Source organism: Chitinophaga pendula, from assembly GCF_020386615.1.
Lineage (GTDB): Bacteria > Bacteroidota > Bacteroidia > Chitinophagales > Chitinophagaceae > Chitinophaga > Chitinophaga pendula.
This window is the reverse complement of record NZ_CP077769.1, coordinates 4,505,381-4,524,506: the sequence shown is the minus strand read 5'-3', so window position 1 is coordinate 4,524,506 and position 19,126 is coordinate 4,505,381. Positions and strand designations below refer to the sequence as shown.

The following is a 19,126-nucleotide window of genomic DNA, read 5'->3' as shown; positions in this document are numbered from 1 at the left end:
TGACAAGCCTTGCGGACTTTTTTTTCAAATATAGGTCCTTTTATCATATGGACTGACATATTTGCATAAAATTTTGCTTGGCATAATCATTGACTAACAGTAGTTCACAGACTTGAATACTTACAACTAAAGGAGAATATTTATATTATGGGAAAAATAATAGGTATTGACTTAGGAACTACCAACTCATGTGTTGCCGTAATGGAAGGTAACGAACCGGTAGTTATTGCCAATGATGAAGGCAGAAGAACGACCCCCTCCGTGGTGGCATTTTTGAAGAACGGGGAGCGTAAAGTGGGCGATCCGGCTAAGCGCCAGGCGATCACCAACCCTGTGAACACTATCATGTCCGTGAAACGTTTCATGGGACGTCATTACAATGAGGTGACCAGTGAGATCGATCACGTGAGCTATAAAGTGGTAAAGGGTGATAATAATACTACCCGGGTAGATATAGATGGCCGTCCTTATACTCCGCAGGAGATTTCAGCGATGATCCTGCAGAAGATGAAGAAAACGGCGGAAGATTATCTGGGTCAGGAAGTAACTGAAGCGGTTATTACTGTACCTGCTTATTTTAACGATGCGCAGCGTCAGGCGACCAAAGAGGCAGGTGAAATTGCCGGTCTGACAGTACGTCGTATCATTAACGAGCCTACGGCAGCAGCGCTGGCTTATGGTCTTGACAAAAAACATGTTGACAGCAAAATCGCCGTATTTGACCTGGGTGGTGGTACTTTCGATATCTCTATTCTGGAGTTGGGTGATGGTGTGTTTGAAGTGAAGTCTACCAATGGTGACACTCACCTGGGTGGTGATGACTTTGATAAAGTGATCATGGATTGGCTGGCAGATGAGTTTAAGAAAGATGAAGCGGTTGACCTGCACAAAGATCCAATGGCATGGCAGCGTCTGAAAGAGGCTGCTGAGAAAGCGAAGATCGAGTTGTCTTCTTCTCAGGAGACAGAGATCAACCTGCCTTATATCACTGCTGTGGACGGTGTGCCTAAGCACCTGGTGCGTAAGCTGAGCCGTGCTAAATTTGAGCAGCTGAGCGACAGTCTGGTAGAGCGTACGTTAGAGCCTTGCCGCAAGGCGTTGCAAGATGCTGGTCTTTCTACTTCTGAGATTGACGAAGTGATCCTGGTAGGTGGTTCTACCCGTATTCCGAAGATCCAGGAAGTGGTAGAGAAATTCTTCGGTAAGAAGCCTAACAGGGGTGTAAATCCGGATGAAGTAGTAGCTGTAGGTGCTGCTATACAGGGTGGTGTATTGACTGGTGAGGTAAAAGATGTACTGTTGCTGGACGTAACGCCGCTGTCACTGGGTATCGAAACGATGGGGGGTGTATTCACCAAACTGATCGAATCCAACACTACTATTCCTACCAAGAAGTCAGAGGTGTTCTCCACTGCTGCTGACAACCAGCCTAGCGTAGAGATCCATGTACTGCAAGGTGAGCGACCTATGGCGGCTCAAAACCGTACTCTGGGCCGGTTCATTTTGTCTGATCTTCCTCCTGCTCCGCGTGGGGTACCTCAGATCGAGGTGATATTCGATATCGATGCCAACGGTCTGTTGCATGTAACTGCAAAAGATAAGGGCACCGGTAAGAGCCAGAACATCCGTATCGAAGCGGGTAGTGGTCTGAGCAAGGATGAGGTTGAAAAGATGAAAGCGGAAGCGAAAGCGAACGAGGCTTCGGATAAGGAGCAACGTGAGCGTATCGAGAAGTTGAACCAAGCTGACAGCCTGATTTTCCAGACGGAGAAACAGCTGAAAGAGTATGGTGACAAGTTGTCTGCCGATAAAAAAGCTGCTATCGAAGCGGCGTTGAATAAAGTAAAAGAAGCTCATAAGAGCCAGGACCTGGCGCAGGTAGATGCTACTGTAGCTGAACTGAATGCTGCCTGGACTGCTGCTTCTGAAGAGATGTACAAGGCTACACAGGAGGCCCAGCCTAATGGTGCTCCCGGTGCTGACGCCAATGCAGGCGCAGGTGCTCAGGGAGGTAACGCAGGAGGTGCTGAGGGTGTAACGGATGCTGAATTTGAAGAAGTGAAATAGCAACATACTTTATATAGTTTTTAAGAGCCCGGTACATGGTACCGGGCTTTTTTTGTATTTTTCTATGATAGAGATATCCATATGAAGTTGCATTTATACCCTTATGAGTTGAAGTTCAGGCATACGTTCACCATTTCCCGAAAGTCCAAAGACGTGCAGCCGGTGCTGGTAGTAGCATTGGAGCGGGACGGTCATACCGGGCTGGGGGAGACGGTTGATAATTCCTATTACCATATGACGGTGCCATTGCTGATGGCGGCTATAGAGGAGCACCGGTCATTTATAGAAAGCTATAGGTTTGAATCGCCTGAGGTGTTCTGGGAGCAGCTATACCCGTTGTTTGCCGATAACATGTTTGCCCTTTGTGCTCTGGACCTGGCGGCTTATGACCTATATGCCCAGCAGCAGGGGCAGCCTTTGTACCAGGTATGGGGATTGGATATATCCCATAACCCGCTGACGGACTATACGATTGGTATTGATACGATCGACAATATGGTACGTAAGCTGCAGGAGTTTCCCTGGCCTATCTACAAGATCAAACTCGGTACTAAAGAGGATATTGCCATCATCAAGGCGTTGCGGCAGCATACGGATGCGATATTCCGGGTGGATGCCAACTGTGCATGGGGAGTGACGGAGACGTTGCGTAATGCGGAGGCATTGGCTAAGCTGGGCGTAGAGTTCATCGAGCAGCCGATGCCGGCGGCGGACTGGGAGGGAATGCGGCAGGTATATAGCCAGGTGGCGCTGCCGGTGATCGCAGATGAGAGTTGCATTGTGGCCGGTGACGTGGAAAAGTGTCACGGATATTTCCATGGTATCAATATCAAGCTGACAAAGTGCGGCGGTATCACGCCGGCGAGGCGAATGATTGACCAGGCCCGTACGTTGGGTATGCAGGTGATGACGGGTAGTATGAATGAGAGTACTGTGGGTACATCGGCGGTAGCGCATCTGTTGCCCTTATTGGACTATGTGGACATGGATGGACCGTTGTTGCTGGCGGAAGATACGGCAGACGGTATCCGTATAGAAGACGGGCGTATTATCTATGCTGACCGGCCGGGTACCGGCGCGGTATTGCGGAGATAGTTATAGGTGGTTATCAGTCGTTGTCTTCCCGGATCGACCAGTAGGTGGCGAGGAATACGTCGTCTTCTACATACCCGGTAGCTGTGATATAGTTGCCTGCATAGGGCAGGAAGGGGTTGTCGATATCCGGAGGGGAGTCAGCGGGTCGTATCAGGTAGCTGGTGTCAGCGGCTACCAGGTACAGACCGAACAATTGGTTCTTTGTATTCTCGTAAAATATGCGCAGCTCGAGCTGCCCTTCTAATTGCAGGTATTGTTGATCTGCCATGGTATCAAGTTAACACATTTTCACGTTATGAAATCACGTTTTATCCTCTTACTGATCTTATTGTTTCCTATTACCGGCCTGGCACAGGTGTTGGCGCGCATCGCGGTATCCTCGGGATCATATGCCCGTGAAAGCAGCCTGGTGCATTGTGCGTTGGACCTATTGACCTTTGATGCAGACACGGCTTTACAGCTGGTGGAGGTAAAGGGAGGGCAGCGGGTGGTGACGCCGTTCCAGGTGAGTGGGGATGGGGAGCGACAGTTGTGGTGGATCTTGTCAGGTGCTACGGCTGCGGGGAAGACCCGTACTTACGAGTTGCTTCGCCGGCGGGAGGCGAGGTCTGTCGATGTGGTGATGTACACCATTGACAGTGCCGGTGCATTGGTACTAAGGGAGGGAGGGACTTCGATATTACAGTATAATTACCGGACAATCTATCCGCCGGCAGGTGTGGATACGATGTACCGGCGTAGCGGATTTATTCATCCTTTGTGGGCACCTAACGGGGCTGTGCTGACCAACCTGCATGCCAAAGGGCACTGGCATCATACGGGTATCTGGAATCCGTGGACGCATACGCAGTTCCGCGGGGAGGAGATTGACTTCTGGAACCTGCAGAAGAAAGAAGGTACTGTACGGTTTGCTGGCTTGCTGGCCCGTACAGATGGTATGATATGGAGTGGTTTCCGGGTGCGGCAGGAGCATGTTGTACTCAAGGGCGGAGGGGAGCAGGTGGCCTTGAACGAACAATGGGAAGTACGTGCCTATCCTGCTACTGACAACGGGCAGCGCAGGATATGGGACCTGACCTCTTTGCTTAACTGTGCTACGGATAGTTCGCTGACGCTGTTGCAGTATCGTTATGGGGGAGGGTTCAGTTTTCGGGCTACGGCAGCCTGGACCCCACAGACCAGCGAAGTACTCACGTCTGCCGGTAAACGGAGGAGCGAAGCGGACAGTACCCGTGCCAACTGGGTGAAGATCACAGGTAATACGCCGCAAGGTAAAGCGGGGATACTGGTACTTTGTAGTCCTGTTAATTATGACGCGCCGCAGCCACTACGTATATGGCCGGAAAACATTGAAAGAGGGGAGATCATGCTGAACTATAGCCCTACGAAAATGCGTCCGTGGATATTACAACCAGGACATACCTATGCGCAACGTTACCGTATCATGGTATATAGCGGAGATATCAGCGCTGCTGTTGCCGATGCTGCCTGGAATGATTATGCTTATCCGCCGGTGGTGAAGGTGACTAAATTGTAGCTTCTTATATTTAGTTTATTGCAAAAAAATATAGGATCGTGTGGCCAGTCATCGTAAGATGGCTGGCTTTGTTATGTTTTAGCGGATGCAGTCGTATACTTGTTGCATGAGCAGGGCATCTTCTACGGCTTGTTTGAGTTGTTTCCATTCGGAAGCGGTGAAGGTGAAGCGTACGTTATGAACGGGGGAGTGCATAATGAGGCGTTCGATATAGTCGGGGAAAAGGAGGCAGCATTCTTCGAATTCCATGCGGTTGAGGGCAGCGTGGAAGGCGCTGAATTCTTCCGGGTTGAAGGTGAGCAGCAGGTTGTTGTGCCACAGGTAGATGGTGTCGCAGTGTACGCAATAGCTTACTACGGTTTCTTCATTGTTGCTAAGCGGTCTTGTCTCGCACATACTTTTACTTTTTTGATCGGGTATTTGGATGGGTTTTTAAGTGGATATAAAAGTAGGATGGGGGGAGGTATCTGCTGATATCGAAAAGGGAAAAGAATTTACGAGATTGGAAAAAAGGCAGGTATACAATTTGGCGGTAAAAGTGTCACTTTCCGCATTGCGTAAAAACTTTTCCCAATCCGATTAGTAGTTTTACTGTTCAGATAACAACTTTGCAGGGCAATAGGGTTGGTGTGCGAGGTCTGCCTGCAGATTGCATTTTAGAACCGGATGTAGGTTTCTGCGTATAGTCCTGTACGTAATGACTTTATTTACAAGCTTACCATCCTATAAAAAGCCCTTGCTTGCCCATGCTGCTGTTGCTGAGAATGCAGGTTGGTATGGGCGAGTCAGGCACAAGGATGTCCTGTTGCCAGCTTAGTGTTTTAACTACAAAATTGTACTCTACTTAAATAACCTATTGAACAATGACTACTACAGATATTTGTATTATTGGAGCGGGCCCTGTGGGGCTTTTTGCTGTATTTGAGGCAGGCCTGCTGAAGATGCGTTGTCATCTGATCGATGCGTTACCACAGGTGGGTGGGCAGCTTTCGGAGATCTATCCACAGAAGCCTATTTACGATATACCCGGTTATCCGGAGGTGAAGGCGCAGGTGCTGATTGACAATTTGCTGGAGCAGATAGCTCCTTTTCATCCTACCTATACTTTGGGAGAGCGAGTGGAGCAGGTGAGCAAGCAGGAGGATGGTAGTTTTGTGATCACGACGAATGAGCATACGGTGGTGCATGCGAAGGTGGTGGTGATAGCGGGAGGGCTGGGCTGTTTTGAGCCCCGTAAGCCGGCTATTGAGCAGCTGGAGGAGTTTGAAGGTAAGGGGGTTGCTTATATGATCAAGGATCCCGAGCGTTTCCGTGACCGTCGGGTAGTGCTGGCGGGAGGAGGTGACTCGGCGTTGGACTGGACTATTTTCCTGGCTAATATAGCGAAGGAGGTGACGTTAGTACATCGCGGGGATACTTTCCGTGGGGCACCGGATTCTGCGGAGAAGGTGTACCAGCTGGCGCAGCAGCAGAAGATAAAATTGATCCTGAAGTCTAATATTACGCGGCTCGCCGGTATGGGGCATTTGCAGGAGGTGGTGATCGCGGGTCCTGAGGAGACGACGACGCTGGCGGCGGAGCACCTGATCCCTCTTTTCGGGTTGAGTCCTAAGCTAGGGCCTATAGCTGACTGGGGATTGCAGATCGACAAGTCTGCTATTACTGTTAATACGCAGGATTATTCCACGAATGTGGAAGGTATATATGCTATTGGGGATATTAACACTTATCCCGGTAAGCTAAAGTTGATCCTTTGTGGCTTTCATGAGGCGGCGTTGATGGCGCACAGTGCATTCAAGTATGTGTATCCTGATCAGCGACTCAGCTTCAAGTATACAACGGTAAACGGGGTGCACGGGTTTTAAAATATTGTTTTATGGAGGAGATGATCAGTATAACTATAGAGGACCGCAATGGAACGCGGCAAGTGATAGAGGTACCGGACGGTATTTCGCTGAGCCTGATGGAAGTGTTAAAAGCCTCAGAGTATAATATCCTGGCGACCTGTGGGGGAATGGCGTTGTGTGCTACCTGTCATGTACAGGTGCTGGAGGGATTGGATGGGTTGCCGCCGGCTACGGATGCGGAGCTGGATATGCTGGATACGTTGCCGGATGCGGACAATGACAGCAGGCTGGCGTGTCAGCTTAAGATCCATACGGATATGCAGCATGCTGTATTCCGGATCAGGGGAGCAGAAGAATAATGACGTTACCCATTTGTTATATTTTGGTTTACAGGGGATCGGCTATGGCCGGTCCTTTTTATTTGTGAGCGTTTTGAAAGATAATGTCTACCTTCAGCCGGTAATACCCCAATTCATTAAACTATAAACCAGTGAACGTTGAGTGATGAGCAGTTGAACAGAGATATTGAGTACATACAGCAGATCCCTATGGTATCGACGATGTTGGAGGTGGTATGCCGGGTAACCGGGATGGGATTTGCGGCTATAGCGCGGGTGACGGATGATCGATGGATTGCGTGTAGTGTGCGTGATGAAATAGCATTTGGTCTGGAAGCTGGCGGAGAGCTTACCCTGGAGACAACCATCTGTAATGAGATACGTGTGCATCAGCAGCCGGTAGTGATTGATCATGTGGAGATGGACCCTCGTTATAACATGCATCATACGCCGTTGATGTATGGATTTCAGAGTTATATTTCTGTGCCTATTGTATTAAAAAACGGTACTTTCTTTGGTACCTTATGTGCTATTGACCCCAAGCCTGCTATGTTGCAAAATGCTAAGGTGCTGGGTTTGTTTCATTTGTTCACCGAATTGCTTGCTTTTCATTTACAAAGTCTGGAGTTGATGGATATAAGCCGGGATGCTTTGCAGACGGTGCATCAGCAGCTGGCGGAGACGATGGATGAGAATCGTCAGTACCGGCATATTTCGAGTCATAATTTGCAGGAGCCGTTGCGGAAGATACGGTTTTTCAGTAATCTGCTGGTCAATACGGTGGAGGATGGTGATGTGGAGAAGGTTAAATTGCTGGCTTCGAAGGTGAATGCGGGGGCGCAACGTGTGTCCATGATGATAAAGGATATTTCGGCGTTTTCGGCGTTGAATGATCCTTATATGCTTTTTGAGGAGGTTTCTCTGCAGCGGGTGGTGGCGGATGTTTGTGCGCAGCTGGCGCCGCAGTTGTCTATAGTGAAGGCACATATGGAGGTGGGGGATTTACCTGTTATTCAGGCTATTCCGGCGCATATGGAGCAGTTGTTCTATCACCTGATCCGTAATGCGCTCAAATTTGCCCGGAAGGATATACCGGCAGAGATCCGTATTTCGGCGGTGGCTGTCGGGCAGGAGTTATTGCCAGTGCAAGGTAGGAGTGCTGTTATGGCTTATCAGGAAATACGGCTGGAGGATAATGGGATTGGTATTGAGGGGTCGCAGCTGGAAAACATATTTGATATATTTTCTAAACTGGACAGTGACCAGTTATTGGAGGCGGGATCTGGTATCGGGTTGGCTTATTGCCGTAAGATCGTTCGTCATCATGGTGGGACGATCCGGGCTGTTTCCACTCCCGGGGAGGGCACGATATTTTCTATTGTGCTTCCTGTGCGGCGAGTGCCTGTATCGGCAGTGGCGGCTTCTTTCTAGTGGGGCAGCGGGGTTTTTCCGGATGATATTATATATAACAAAGGTGGAGTTGCTACTCCACCTTTGTTTGTTATGTTAAGTTCTTCTCAGTTTGACGGATTGTACGGCGTGGGTGTTATCCTTTTCGAGGATAAGGTCTGCGCGGTAGCGGGTGGGTTCGATATTTTGTTCCAGGTTGGGTTTATTGATCTCGTTCCATATGTTGGCTGCCATGTTAAGTGTTTCCTGGTCGGAGAGGGATGCATAGCGGTGGAAGTAGGAGTGTTGGTCCTGGAAGGCGGTACGTCTCAGTGATTCGAACCGGGAGATGTACCAGTTTTGAATATTTTTTTCGGTGGCATGTACGTATATGGAGAAGTCGAAGAAGTCGGATACGAATACAGCCGGGTCTTTATGTTGTGTACGTGGCCGTACTTGCAGTACGTTGATACCTTCTACGATGACGATGTCAGGGGATTCTATCCATTGGAGCTGGTTAGGGATGACATCGTATTCGAGATGGGAGTACATGGGGGCGGAGACTTTTTCTTTTCCTGATTTCAGGTCAGCGAGGAATTGTATGAGCCGTTTGATGTCGTAGCTTTCGGGGAAGCCTTTGCGGTTCATGATCTTTCGTTGTTCCAGTATGCGATTGGGATAGAGAAAGCCATCTGTGGTGACGAGATCTACTTTGGTGTGATTGGGCCATGCGGAGAGCAATCGTTGCAATACGCGGGCGGTGGTGCTTTTGCCTACGGCTACGCTGCCGGCGATGCCTATGATGTAGGGTACTTTATGATTGGTGGTACCCAGGAAGGCGTTGGTGCTGGCGTGTAGTTGTTGTGCTGCGGTGACATACAGGTTCAGCAATCGTGACATAGGGATGTACACCTGTGTGATCTCTTCTTGTGTGAGTGGTTCATTAAGTGCCTGGAGTGAGTGCATATCTTTTACGAGATGCAGCATGGCATCCTCCCTTCTTTTGGCCCACTCTTCCCGTTGGATGGTGATGTACGGTGAATAGATTTCTTGTTTCAATTTGCCTGTTTAATAAAAAGTTGTAACGTGTCTTTGGTTAATAAGCTATTGGATGTATACTGTTTTGATATTTAAGAATTCGTGGGTGCCTTCCGGCGCCAGTTCGCGGCCGTAGCCGGATTGTTTTACGCCGCCGAATGGAAGCCGGGCATCGGAGCGGACCATTGTGTTGACGAATACGTTACCGCTATCTATCTGGGCGGCCAGTTTGGCTGCTTTATCGAGGTCGGTGGTCCAGAGTGCTGCGCCCAGGCCGAACGGTGTTTCGTTGGCGAGGCGGATGGCTTCCTGTTCGTTGGCGGCAGCGATGATGACGGCCAGCGGGCCGAATGTTTCTTCGGCGAAGGCAGTCATATGGCAGTGTACGCCAGTGAGCAGGGCGGGGGCAAAGTTACAGCCCTCGAGGTTACCTCCCAATACTTTGGTAGCGCCTTGGGCGATAGTTTTTTCCAGTTGTTGCTGCAGTTCCTGTGCAAGATCGGGTCGGGCCATGGGTCCTACGTGGGTATTGGGGTCGAAGGGATCACCCTGTTGGAGGGCTTTGATGAGGGAGGATACTTTTTCTGTGAAGGCGGGGAGGATGTCTTGTTCGACGATCCAGCGTTTGGCGGCGATGCAGGATTGTCCGGCATTTTGCATGCGGGCTTTTACGGCGGTGGTGGCGGCCTGGTCTAGGTCGGCATCTTTGAGTACGATGAAGGGATCGCTGCCGCCCAGTTCGAGGACGGTCTTTTTGATATATTTTCCTGCTAATGCGGCGACGCTCATGCCGGCGGGTGTGCTGCCGGTGAGGGTGACGCCCTGGATGCGACGGTCGGCGATGATGGGTTCTATGTCTTTAGAAGATACGAGGAGGGCCTGGAAGGTACCTTCCGGGAAGCCTGCTTCGAGGAATAGTTTTTCGATAGCTAAGGCGCATCCGCTGACGTTGCTGGCGTGTTTGAGTACGCCGGTGTTGCCTGCTAATATGTTGGGGATGGCGAAGCGGAACACTTGCCAGTAAGGGAAGTTCCAGGGCATGATCGCCAGGATGATTCCTTTTGGATCGTATCGTACGTAGCTGTTGGAAGCGTCGGAGGAGATGGGTTTAGGGCGCAGCATGTTGTCGATCTCGCTGACGTAGTATTCGGCGGATGTGGCGCATTTCAGTACTTCTGCCGCTGCTTCTTTTATGGTTTTGCCCATCTCGCGGGAGATGATGGAGGCGTGTGCGGTTACGTTTTGTTTGAGGAGGGCTGCCAGCTTCAGCATCCAGTCGCAGCGCTGTTGTAGTGGGATCTGTGACTGGCGTATGAAGTTACGATGTCCGGCGGACAGTTTACTTTCGATGGTAGCCCTGGTATCGGCGTCGTAGGTCGCTATGGTCTCCTGGGTGTACGGATATATACTCTGAAAGCTCATGATCTTAATTTTTATGATGTAAGATATCCTGTTCAAAGGTTGTTCCTGCCTGGTCAAAGTTAAGGCTTCTGTGGAGGAATGCTTAATTTTGCATTATCTAAAAGCACGGAACTATGGCGTTAAGTAAGTGGAATATCTTTATTATGGCCCTTTGCACGGGTTTGATCGTAGCAAACATCTATTATAGTCAGCCATTATTGATCCTTATCAGCGAGGAGTTTGGGGTATCGGAGAGTAATGCGGGGCAAGTGACGTTTTTTACACAGATCGGGTATGCACTTGGTTTGTTTTTTTGTGTGCCGTTGGGGGATAAGCTGGAGCGTAAGGGTCAGATTATCGGGATGACGGCTTTTGCATCGCTGGCGTTGATTGCTTCGGGATTTTCGAAGAGTATTTTGATGTTGAAGGCGACGGGGTTACTGATTGGGTTTACTTCTGTTGTACCGCAGTTGATATTGCCGATGGCGGCGCATTTATCTGATCCTGCGCGGCGGGGTAAGATCATTGGTAATATCATGAGTGGGTTGCTGGTGGGTATATTGTTATCGCGTACGCTGAGTGGTGTGGTGGGAGCTCATTTGGGTTGGCGGGCGATGTTCTGGATTGCGGGTGGTATCAGCTTGTTGCTGGTGGTGATTATGGCTGTTTCGTTTCCGCAGAGCCGTCCTACCTTCAGTGGTAGTTACGGGCAGTTGATGGCGTCTTTATTTACGTTGGTGAAGGAGCAGCCGGTGTTGCGGGAGGCGTCGGTGATCAATGCCTGTAGTTTTGCTATGTTTGGTTTGTTTTGGACGACGGTGGTGTTTTTACTATCCGGGTCGCCTTTTCATTATCATAGTGATGTAATTGGTTTGATGGGGCTGGCTGCTGCTGCCGGTGCATTGGGGGCGCCGTTGATCGGTCAGATTGCTGACAAGCAGAATCCGCGGATAGCGGTGGGGTATGGTATAATATTCCTGTTTGCCGGGTTTGTGTTGTTTTATTTCAGCCGGGCGAACATCATTGGTATTATTGCTGGTATTGTGGCGATAGACCTAGGGTTGCAAGGGATACATGTATCGAACCAGACGAGGATATATGCGTTGTTGCCGGAGGCACGTAACCGGTTGAACACGGTGTTTATGACGGTAAGTTTTATCGGTACGTCGCTGGGATCGGGTATTGGTTTGTGGGTATGGTCTGTGGGGAAGTGGCCGGCGGTTTGTGTGGCGGGGGTGTCTTTGATCACGATAGCGTTGCTGGTATATCTGCTGACCTATAAGAAGGCCTCTCCGGTGAAGGGGGTGGTGCAGGAGGGGTAGGTGTTGTTGTGAGTGGATATAAATGGCATGAAAAAGCCCGGGGTGATGCTCCGGGCTTTTTCTATGCGGGTAAGCAGTGTGTTATTCTGTTACTTTGGTGATTTTGATGATGTTGGTAGGGAGGTGTTCTTTTACAGGGGTGCTACCTGTGTTTACTACGACATCACTTTCTTTGATGAAACCTCTTTCTTTGAGGATATTGATCTGATCGAGGATGATATCATCGAGGCTTTCTTCTTCGGCGTAATAGAAGGCGCGTACTCCCCAGCTGAGGCTCAGTTGGTTCACCAATGTTCTTTCTTTGGTGAATACATAGAGGGGAGAGCGTGGGCGGTAGCTACTCATCATGAAGCCGGTGTATCCGCTTTGTGTCATACCTATGAGGGCATCTGCGTCGAGGTCTTCTGCTATTTTACAAGCGTTGTAGCAGAGGGCATCGCTCAGGAAGGTAGGGGAGTGGCGGTGTGGGATGAGGTTACGGTTGTATACGATATCTTCTTTTTCCACTTCTTCGATGATCTTTTTCATGGTTTGGATCACGAGGAGGGGGAATTGGCCGGTGGCTGTTTCGCCGCTGAGCATTACGGCGTCGGCGCCTTCGAGTACGGCGTTGGCGACGTCGGTGATTTCGCTACGGTTTGGGCGGGTACGATCCATCATGCTTTCCATCATCTGAGTGGCCACGATTACGGGTTTAGCGCGGTGGATACATTTGCGGATGATATCTTTCTGGATCATGGGGATCTGTTCTACGGGCAGTTCCACGCCGAGGTCACCGCGGGCGATCATTACGCCATCGCTTTCCCAGATGATCTCTTTGAGGTTTTGGATGGCCTCGGGTTTCTCTATTTTAGAGATGATTTTGATCATGGAATTGCGATCTTTCAATCTTTTGCGGAGATCGATCAGGTCTTTTACGTTACGCACGAATGAAAGGGCTACCCAGTCGCATTGGTGATCGATGATAAAATCGAGGTCGATGATATCTTTTTCGGTTAGTGCGGGGAGGGATACTTTGGTATCTGGGAGGTTGAATCCTTTTTTAGAGGACAGTACTCCGGGGAGTGTTACTTCGGCTTTGATTTCACCTTGTGGGGTGATTTCTTTTACGACGGTTTCTATCTTACCATCGTCCAGGAGTATTTTCTGGCCGGGTTTTACATCTCTGTGGAGGTTGTTATAAGATACATATATGCGTTCGCGGTTGCCTACTACTTTTTCGTTAACGAAAGTGAGGATTTCACCGGCTACGAGGGGGAGTGCGTTATTTTCGATCTCACCTACGCGCAGTTTAGGGCCCTGTAGGTCGGCGAGGATGGCGACGTTGTAGGGTTCTGTTTTGTTGATCTGGCGGATGTATTCGATGATGCGCAGCTTATCCTCGTGAGAGCCATGCGAAAAGTTAAGGCGGAACACGTTTACACCTGCTTGTACGAGGGCCAGTAGCTGCTCATAGGTATCGCAGGCTGGGCCGACGGTGGCCACAATTTTTGTTTTGTGGGCAGAGTGTGCGCGACCCGCTTCGTGGTCCATTTGTTTGTGATAATACTTGGACAAATCTTTTGTACTCATAGCTCTATTTTTAACTCGCAAGAATTTTTACAATCTTAAACCATTCGGGATCGATCTGTTGTTTAGCTTTTACCGCTTTGTCCAGCGGAGTATATTCTATTTTATCGTTGACCACACCGATCATTACATTATGTATACCTTGAAGGAGTGCATCTACGGCGGCGTATCCTAATCTGCTGGCGAGGATTCTATCCTGGCAGGAGGGGGAACCACCCCTTTGGATGTGGCCGAGTATACAGACCCTGGTATCGAGTTGGGGACATTTTTCTTTGACCATGCGGGCTACTTCGTTGGCACCGCCGGTATCGTGCCCTTCGGCGACAACGATAAGGTTCACCAGTTTACGGCGGCGTTCGTTGGCTTGGAGGTCTTCTATGATATCGTCGACATGGATCTTGTTTTCGGGCAGCATGATGTGTTCGGCGCCGGTAGCGAGGCCGCTGTGCAGGGCGATATATCCTGCGTCGCGTCCCATTACTTCAATTACGAAGAGGCGGTCATGTGCATCGGCGGTGTCGCGGATCTTATCGATTGCTTCGATGGCAGTGTTAACGGCGGTATCGAATCCGATGGTGAAGTCGGTGCCTGCGATATCTTTATCGATGGTACCGGGGAGTCCGATACAAGGGATATCGAATTCCTGGCTGAATTTCTGGGCGCCATTGAAGGAGCCATCGCCACCGATCACGACGAGGCCGTCGATATTGTGTTTTCTCAGGTTCTCGTAAGCTTTCTGTCGTCCTTCGTATTCGAAGAATTCTTTACACCTGGCGGTTTTCAGAATTGTTCCACCCCGTTGGATGATGTTAGCAACGGATTTTGACTCCATCGGGAATATTTCATTCTTGAGCATTCCCCTGTAACCGTACATTATACCATAAACATTGAGCTGGTGGTATATTCCTGTCCTTACAACCGCACGAACGGCTGCGTTCATGCCAGGGGCGTCGCCCCCGGAGGTAAGAACCGCTATGTTGTTCAATTTTTTCATATAAATTGCTAAAAAAATACCTAAAGGGCGCACAAAAATAACATTTTGTGGATAGTTTTCTAATAGATATCTGAATAAATAACCTGAATTTTTAATTTTAATTAAACAAAGTAGCAATTTTTTTTAAAAACAATAGATATGTTAAAAAAGGTCCATGGAGGGGTACTTGTAATGACATTATTGAGTGGAGTGGCGATGGCGCAGGAAAAGATTATTTATCCCGATACCAAAAAAGTTGATTCGACGGACAATTACCATGGTCAGCAGATTGCTGATCCCTACCGTTGGTTGGAAGATGATCGTAGTGAAGCGACAAAGGCCTGGGTAACAGCGGAGAACCAGGTGACGAGGAGCTACCTGGATGCGATCCCATTCAGGGGGGCTATCCGCCAGCGTTTGGAGGAGTTGTGGAACTATCCGAAGGTGACGGCGCCGTTTCGTCAGGGGGAGTATTATTATTTCTTTAAGAATGACGGTTTGCAGAACCAGGCGGTATTATATCGTCAGGTAGGGGAGAAGGGGGCGCCGGAGGTGTTCCTGGATCCTAATAAATTATCGGCCAGTGGTACGGTAGCGTTGGGTACTTTCCGGTTTTCCAAGGACGGGCGGTATTTTGCCTATTTCCTGGCGAAGGCGGGATCTGACTGGCAGGAGGCCTTTGTAATGGATACGAAGACCAAGGAGCGGTTGTCGGATCATGTGGATTGGATTAAGTTCAGCGGTATTGCGTGGAGGGGGAATGGGTTTTATTACAGCCGTTACGACGCCCCTGATGAGCAAAGTAAGTTGTCGAAGAAGAATGAATTCCACAAGGTGTACTATCATGAGATCGGTACAACGCAGGACAAGGATGTGCTGATCTACGAGGACAAGGGGCATCCGTTGCGTAATGCCGGCGCGTATGTGACGGAGGACGAGCGTTTTCTGATTGTGACTTTGAGTGAGGGTACCAGTGGTCGGGAGATACGTTACCGGGATCTGCAGGATGCTGGTCAGGCCGGTTTGCAGGTGTTGGTAGAGGGATTTGAGTATGAGCCTACTGTGGTGGATAATATTGGTAACCAGCTGTTGTTGCATACCAACCATGATGCGCCTAATTATAAATTGGTGCTGGTAGATCCGAAACATCCGGAGCGGGAGCACTGGAAGGTGCTGATACCTGAGCAGCCTGAAGTGTTGCAGAGTGTAGGTAAGGCAGGTGGTAAATTGTTTGCCAACTACCTGAAGGATGCATCTACCCGGGTGGTTCAATATGATTACAAGGGGCATCAGGAGCAGGTGATATCCTTGCCCGGTATTGGTACGGCCAGTGGATTTGGCGGTAAGCGGGAGGAAAAGGCGTTGTTTTACAGTTTTGCTTCCTATGTGATGCCGACCACTATTTATAAATATGATATTAAGACCGGGAAGTCTACGGAGTATATGAAGCCGGCGGTTAAGTTTAATCCTGCCGATTATGAGACCAAACAGGTATTTTTTACCAGCAAGGACGGTACGAAGGTGCCTATGTTTGTGTCTTACAAAAAAGGGATGCAGCTGAATGGGAATAATCCGGTATTGATGTATGGTTATGGTGGTTTCAATATACCGATGACACCGGGATTCAGTGTATCTAACTTTTTCTTTATGGAGCAGGGCGGTATCTATGTGGTGGTGAGCCTGCGGGGAGGAAGTGAATATGGTGAGCAATGGCATAAAGCTGGTATGCTGGACAGGAAGCAGAATGTGTTTGATGATTTCATTGGTGCTGCGGAGCACCTGGTGAAGGAGCGATATACTAATCCTGGTAAGATCGCTATCAGTGGCGGATCGAATGGAGGGTTGCTGATAGGTGCGTGTATGACCCAGCGTCCGGACCTGTTCAAGGTGGCATTGCCATCGGTGGGTGTGTTGGATATGCTGCGTTACCAGAAGTTTACGATAGGCTGGGCCTGGGCGGTAGAATATGGCAGCAGTGATCATGCGGACCAGTTTAAGTACCTGATCAGGTATTCTCCTTTGCATAATCTGAAGGCGGGGACGCAGTATCCGGCTACGATGATCACTACGGCGGATCATGATGACCGGGTGGTGCCGGCGCATTCCTTTAAGTTTGCTGCGGCGTTGCAGGCGATCCAAACGGGGCCTAACCCGGCTTTGATACGTATTGGTACGCAGGCGGGTCATGGTGCAGGTAAGCCGACCGCCAAGCTGATCGATGAGGCGACGGATATGTGGGCATTTGTGATGTATAACCTTGGGGTATCTATGAAGTAGTTTATCCCGGTAAAATCAATAAGAAAATGAAGAGGTCCTGTATATAGATATACAGGGCCTTTTTATTTGTGCTGTGGCGGATATGGGTGAGCTGCGTGTATGCTGTAGGGGATAGGTGGAGGGATGCTGCATTATGGCTGCATGCGATGGTAAGTTGTGGTGAAAATGTGGCGGATAATTAAACCACATTGAATCTAAAGTCGTAAATTAAGGCTATGAAGGTATTAATAACAGGAAGTAACGGTTTATTAGGACAGCACCTGATACCACTGTTTTTACAGGATGAGCGATACCAGGTGATTGCGACGGGTCGTGGCCCTAACCGGCTGCCATTGCAGCAAGGATATGTATATGAGGCGGTGAACCTGCGGGATGCTGCCAGTGTGAATCATTTACTGGAGAAGCATCAGCCGGCGGTGGTCATACATGCAGCGGCGATGACGCAGGTGGATGATTGTGAGCGTAACAAGGATGCTTGTTGGGATACTAACGTGGGAGCTACACGTTTTTTGATACAGGCGTCGGAGCGGCAGGGTGCTTTTTTTGTTTTCCTTTCTACTGATTTTGTGTTTGACGGTTTGCAGGGCCCTTATTCGGAGGATGATCCGGTGAATCCGATCAGTTATTACGGTTCGAGTAAGGTGGCGGGTGAGCGTATGGTGGCGAACAGTAAGCTGGCGGCCTGGGCGATCGTGCGTACTATACTGGTGTATGGTGTGGCGGCAGACCCTAAGCGCAGCAATATTATTACGTGGGTAAAGAACAACCTGGAGCAGGGTAAGAAGCTGAAGGTGGTGGAGGATCAGTGGCGTACGCCGACGCTGGTACAGGATTTGGCGGAGGGTTGTAAGCTGATCGTAGATCAGCAGGCGAAGGGTATATTCCATATTTCCGGTGATGAGCTGTTGACGCCTTATGATATGGCGGTGCAGACGGCGCAGTATTTCAACCTGGATACGAAGTTATTGGAGAAGGTGAATGCCAGTACCTTTACGCAGCCGGCGAAGCGGCCGGCGCGTACGGGATTTGTGATCGATAAGGCGAAGGAGTTGGGCTTTAAGCCGCATAGTTTTGCGGAGGGGTTGGAGATTGTGGCGAAGGAGATCCCGGTGTGACGGGTGTTTAAAATGTCATGAACGATCGATCGTTTATAAAAGGAACAGGGGCCTGTTGAAGGCCCCTGTTCCTTTTATAGGCATGATGTCATTATTCGAATTCGATATGTACGCGAGCGGCGTAGTGTTTGGCTACTGCTGCTTTGTTGGCGGTGGTATCGGCTGGTAGGGAGCGGAAGGGTACTGCTAGTTGATAGGGGGTTGCAGACGTAGGTTTGTCGAAGCGGACAACGTTCTGGCCCCACAGTTCTTTGAGTTTATGGTATTGTTTTCCGGCTTTGGCGCTATCGGCGTAGGCTGCGAATACGACGAAGTACTGCAGGGTGTCTGATGGCGCGGTGGCGGTGGTGGTGGTACCGGCGGAGTCTGGTGTGACGTTACCCGCTTCTATGTTCATGGTATCAGCCGGTGTGGTGGTTGGAGTGGTAGTAGCGGGAATGGCGGTAGTGGGGGCAGGTGATTGTCTGCCGGCGAATACCCACCAGATGATGAGGGCGATGAGGGCGGTAGCCAGCGGAGCTGCTATCCACCACCAGCGGAATCCGGTTGTTGAAGGAGGTTCTTCTTGTACGGGGGTGAGGTGTTCTACTACCTGTTGTGCTACTACTTCGGTGGTACCGCGGGTGATCTTAGGCGGAGCCTGGTCTGCTCTGATGACAGGGCGGAGGAGGATATCGTCTTTGATCTCGGGCAATACTTCCGGTTCGAGGTAGATATGTTGCATTGCATCTGCCTTGAGGGAGCCGATGCCTGGGATGATCAGGGATTGACCGGCGAGGAGTGTTGCTTTGAGTTCGTCGGTGTATTTGTCCAGTTTTCTCTGGGCGACTGCTGGTACGAGGTTTTCTTTCGATGCGATCCATTCGGCGCAGGAGCCGTCGTCGGTCCATTTGTTTTCGAATGTCACTGTCTGCCCTGGTGGGGTGATGGTATGGTCCACCACGTTGTACCGGGAGGGGATGTGTTGCAAGGTGAAGGTACCGATATGAGGCAGGCAGCACACCTGCTGCCTGGTCAATACGTCTTGTATATACTGTAGTAATATCATTTCAGGTACAAATTCCTCCATAACCATCGCTGCCGGATGAAAAAGGATGTCCACGCTGATCTATATCCTGTCTATTGCTGCGATTACTTATACCGGTGGTAGCTGTATAC

The 19,126-nt window shown here is 49.8% G+C and carries 16 protein-coding genes; 9 read left to right on the top strand and 7 right to left on the bottom strand.

What is annotated here, in order from left to right; genetic code table 11:
* The first annotated feature begins 147 nt into the window (after positions 1-147).
* Together dnaK and KTO58_RS16110 are read left to right on the top strand one after the other, a co-directional pair.
* Positions 148-2,067 (top strand): molecular chaperone DnaK, encoded by a 1,920-nt coding sequence (dnaK, locus tag KTO58_RS16115; protein WP_095838385.1) that lies wholly within the window; start codon positions 148-150, stop codon positions 2,065-2,067.
* Between the two features lie 81 nt (positions 2,068-2,148).
* Complete coding sequence (locus tag KTO58_RS16110) at positions 2,149-3,162, top strand: dipeptide epimerase (RefSeq protein WP_095838386.1); 1,014 nt, start codon at positions 2,149-2,151, stop codon at positions 3,160-3,162.
* A 13-nt stretch (positions 3,163-3,175) separates the two neighbouring features.
* On the opposite strand, the gene KTO58_RS16105 is transcribed toward KTO58_RS16110, so the two are convergent.
* On the bottom strand, positions 3,176-3,430 hold the full coding sequence (locus tag KTO58_RS16105) for a hypothetical protein (protein ID WP_095838387.1): 255 nt from the start codon (positions 3,428-3,430) through the stop codon (positions 3,176-3,178).
* 27 nt (positions 3,431-3,457) lie between these two features.
* Here KTO58_RS16105 and KTO58_RS16100 point away from each other — a divergent pair, with 27 nt between their 5' ends.
* Positions 3,458-4,699: a DUF6807 domain-containing protein gene (locus tag KTO58_RS16100; protein ID WP_095838388.1), complete on the top strand. Its 1,242-nt coding sequence runs from the start codon at positions 3,458-3,460 to the stop codon at positions 4,697-4,699.
* A gap of 78 nt (positions 4,700-4,777) precedes the next feature.
* Here KTO58_RS16100 and KTO58_RS16095 read toward each other — a convergent pair whose 3' ends face one another.
* The gene (locus KTO58_RS16095; protein ID WP_095838389.1) at positions 4,778-5,095 is read right to left on the bottom strand and encodes a DUF6686 family protein; all 318 of its coding nucleotides are present in this window, start codon (positions 5,093-5,095) and stop codon (positions 4,778-4,780) included.
* Between the two features lie 467 nt (positions 5,096-5,562).
* On the opposite strand from KTO58_RS16095, the gene KTO58_RS16090 reads away from it, so the two are divergent.
* From KTO58_RS16090 to KTO58_RS16080, 3 genes are all read left to right on the top strand, one after another.
* Positions 5,563-6,564: an NAD(P)/FAD-dependent oxidoreductase gene (locus tag KTO58_RS16090; RefSeq protein ID WP_095838390.1), complete on the top strand. Its 1,002-nt coding sequence runs from the start codon at positions 5,563-5,565 to the stop codon at positions 6,562-6,564.
* Positions 6,565-6,575: 11 nt separating this feature from the next.
* Positions 6,576-6,905, top strand: coding sequence for a 2Fe-2S iron-sulfur cluster-binding protein (locus KTO58_RS16085; protein ID WP_198315219.1), 330 nt, complete (start codon positions 6,576-6,578; stop codon positions 6,903-6,905).
* Positions 6,906-7,043: 138 nt separating this feature from the next.
* The gene (locus KTO58_RS16080) at positions 7,044-8,315 is read left to right on the top strand and encodes a sensor histidine kinase (RefSeq protein ID WP_225859788.1); all 1,272 of its coding nucleotides are present in this window, start codon (positions 7,044-7,046) and stop codon (positions 8,313-8,315) included.
* Between the two features lie 75 nt (positions 8,316-8,390).
* Here KTO58_RS16080 and coaA read toward each other — a convergent pair whose 3' ends face one another.
* Both coaA and KTO58_RS16070 read right to left on the bottom strand, forming a co-directional pair.
* Entirely contained in the window at positions 8,391-9,332 is a 942-nt protein-coding gene (gene coaA / locus KTO58_RS16075) for a type I pantothenate kinase (RefSeq protein WP_198315220.1), read from the bottom strand.
* Between the two features lie 45 nt (positions 9,333-9,377).
* On the bottom strand, positions 9,378-10,733 hold the full coding sequence (locus KTO58_RS16070; RefSeq protein ID WP_225859787.1) for an NAD-dependent succinate-semialdehyde dehydrogenase: 1,356 nt from the start codon (positions 10,731-10,733) through the stop codon (positions 9,378-9,380).
* Between the two features lie 113 nt (positions 10,734-10,846).
* Between KTO58_RS16070 and KTO58_RS16065 the strand changes: the two genes are divergently transcribed.
* Positions 10,847-12,034: an MFS transporter gene (locus KTO58_RS16065; protein WP_225859786.1), complete on the top strand. Its 1,188-nt coding sequence runs from the start codon at positions 10,847-10,849 to the stop codon at positions 12,032-12,034.
* 81 nt (positions 12,035-12,115) lie between these two features.
* Here the strand turns inward: KTO58_RS16065 and pyk are convergent, their stop codons facing one another.
* Both pyk and pfkA read right to left on the bottom strand, forming a co-directional pair.
* Entirely contained in the window at positions 12,116-13,606 is a 1,491-nt protein-coding gene (gene pyk, locus KTO58_RS16060) for a pyruvate kinase (protein ID WP_095838392.1), read from the bottom strand.
* 10 nt (positions 13,607-13,616) lie between these two features.
* Positions 13,617-14,597, bottom strand: coding sequence for a 6-phosphofructokinase (gene pfkA / locus KTO58_RS16055; RefSeq protein ID WP_095838393.1), 981 nt, complete (start codon positions 14,595-14,597; stop codon positions 13,617-13,619).
* Positions 14,598-14,735: 138 nt separating this feature from the next.
* Here pfkA and KTO58_RS16050 point away from each other — a divergent pair, with 138 nt between their 5' ends.
* Both KTO58_RS16050 and KTO58_RS16045 read left to right on the top strand, forming a co-directional pair.
* On the top strand, positions 14,736-16,853 hold the full coding sequence (locus KTO58_RS16050; protein WP_225859785.1) for a prolyl oligopeptidase family serine peptidase: 2,118 nt from the start codon (positions 14,736-14,738) through the stop codon (positions 16,851-16,853).
* A gap of 215 nt (positions 16,854-17,068) precedes the next feature.
* Positions 17,069-17,968 carry an SDR family oxidoreductase gene (locus KTO58_RS16045; RefSeq protein ID WP_225859784.1) on the top strand — a complete coding sequence of 300 codons (900 nt, stop codon included), beginning with the start codon at positions 17,069-17,071 and terminating at the stop codon, positions 17,966-17,968.
* Positions 17,969-18,059: 91 nt separating this feature from the next.
* On the opposite strand, the gene KTO58_RS16040 is transcribed toward KTO58_RS16045, so the two are convergent.
* Positions 18,060-19,037 (bottom strand): HU domain-containing protein, encoded by a 978-nt coding sequence (locus tag KTO58_RS16040; RefSeq protein ID WP_095838395.1) that lies wholly within the window; start codon positions 19,035-19,037, stop codon positions 18,060-18,062.
* Positions 19,038-19,126 lie beyond the last annotated feature (89 nt).

What these genes read in the sequence shown, in the direction of transcription:
- KTO58_RS16110 (WP_095838386.1), top strand. Translation starts at nt 2,149, where the DNA reads ATGAAGTTGCATTTATACCCTTATGAGTTGAAGTTCAGGCATACGTTC.
- KTO58_RS16040 (WP_095838395.1), bottom strand. Translation starts at nt 19,037, where the DNA reads ATGGAGGAATTTGTACCTGAAATGATATTACTACAGTATATACAAGAC.
- KTO58_RS16095 (WP_095838389.1), bottom strand. Translation starts at nt 5,095, where the DNA reads ATGTGCGAGACAAGACCGCTTAGCAACAATGAAGAAACCGTAGTAAGC.
- KTO58_RS16045 (WP_225859784.1), top strand. Translation starts at nt 17,069, where the DNA reads ATGAAGGTATTAATAACAGGAAGTAACGGTTTATTAGGACAGCACCTG.
- KTO58_RS16105 (WP_095838387.1), bottom strand. Translation starts at nt 3,430, where the DNA reads ATGGCAGATCAACAATACCTGCAATTAGAAGGGCAGCTCGAGCTGCGC.
- KTO58_RS16085 (WP_198315219.1), top strand. Translation starts at nt 6,576, where the DNA reads ATGGAGGAGATGATCAGTATAACTATAGAGGACCGCAATGGAACGCGG.
- KTO58_RS16070 (WP_225859787.1), bottom strand. Translation starts at nt 10,733, where the DNA reads ATGAGCTTTCAGAGTATATATCCGTACACCCAGGAGACCATAGCGACC.
- KTO58_RS16065 (WP_225859786.1), top strand. Translation starts at nt 10,847, where the DNA reads ATGGCGTTAAGTAAGTGGAATATCTTTATTATGGCCCTTTGCACGGGT.
- KTO58_RS16100 (WP_095838388.1), top strand. Translation starts at nt 3,458, where the DNA reads ATGAAATCACGTTTTATCCTCTTACTGATCTTATTGTTTCCTATTACC.
- KTO58_RS16050 (WP_225859785.1), top strand. Translation starts at nt 14,736, where the DNA reads ATGTTAAAAAAGGTCCATGGAGGGGTACTTGTAATGACATTATTGAGT.
- KTO58_RS16090 (WP_095838390.1), top strand. Translation starts at nt 5,563, where the DNA reads ATGACTACTACAGATATTTGTATTATTGGAGCGGGCCCTGTGGGGCTT.
- pfkA (WP_095838393.1), bottom strand. Translation starts at nt 14,597, where the DNA reads ATGAAAAAATTGAACAACATAGCGGTTCTTACCTCCGGGGGCGACGCC.
- dnaK (WP_095838385.1), top strand. Translation starts at nt 148, where the DNA reads ATGGGAAAAATAATAGGTATTGACTTAGGAACTACCAACTCATGTGTT.
- pyk (WP_095838392.1), bottom strand. Translation starts at nt 13,606, where the DNA reads ATGAGTACAAAAGATTTGTCCAAGTATTATCACAAACAAATGGACCAC.